The sequence below is a fragment of the Pantoea sp. MBLJ3 genome, assembly GCF_000816655.1.
GTDB classification, from domain to species: domain Bacteria; phylum Pseudomonadota; class Gammaproteobacteria; order Enterobacterales; family Enterobacteriaceae; genus Pantoea; species Pantoea eucalypti.
This window is the reverse complement of record NZ_JSUT01000034.1, coordinates 1-585: the sequence shown is the minus strand read 5'-3', so window position 1 is coordinate 585 and position 585 is coordinate 1. Positions and strand designations below refer to the sequence as shown.

The window sequence follows — 585 nt, the reverse complement described above, 5'->3', positions numbered from 1 at the left end:
ATGTTGCCGAATATGTCCTTGATCCAAAAATCTTTCCGACGCCTCCATTATCCCGTTGATATTATCGCGCAGTGTGTCAGCTGGTATCTGGCGTACTCACTCAGCCTGCGCAACCTCGAAGAGATGATGGCTGAGCGGGGTATTATTGTTGATCACTCCACACTTCACCGCTGGGTCATCCGCATGGTACCCCGGCTGGACAGGGCGTTTCGCAGATGTAAACGCACAGTGGGTCGTCGATGGCGGATGGATGAAACCTCCATAAAAGTTAAAGGTGAGTGGAAATACCTGTACCGGGCAGTTGACACTGATGGTCAGACCATCGACTTTCTGCTGACGGCTAAACGGGATGCAGCGGCAGCACTACGTTTTTTCCGCAAGGCCATGCGCCACCACGGTGAACCGGAGGTTGTGACCATTGATAAAAGTGGCGCCAATACGGCAGCGTTGACCATACTCAACGCCGGTAAATCAGCAGATGGAAGCATCAGGGTCAGACAGAGTAAGCACCTGAACAACTGGTGGAACAGGATCACCGAAATATCAAGCGCCGGATACGGCCCATGCTGGGATTCAAATCATTTG

The 585-nt window shown here is 52.1% G+C and carries 1 pseudogene; it reads left to right on the top strand.

Annotated elements, in window-relative coordinates:
* Positions 1-12: 12 nt before the first annotated feature.
* A pseudogene (locus NP77_RS22565) lies at positions 13-585 on the top strand (IS6 family transposase); the annotation flags it as partial.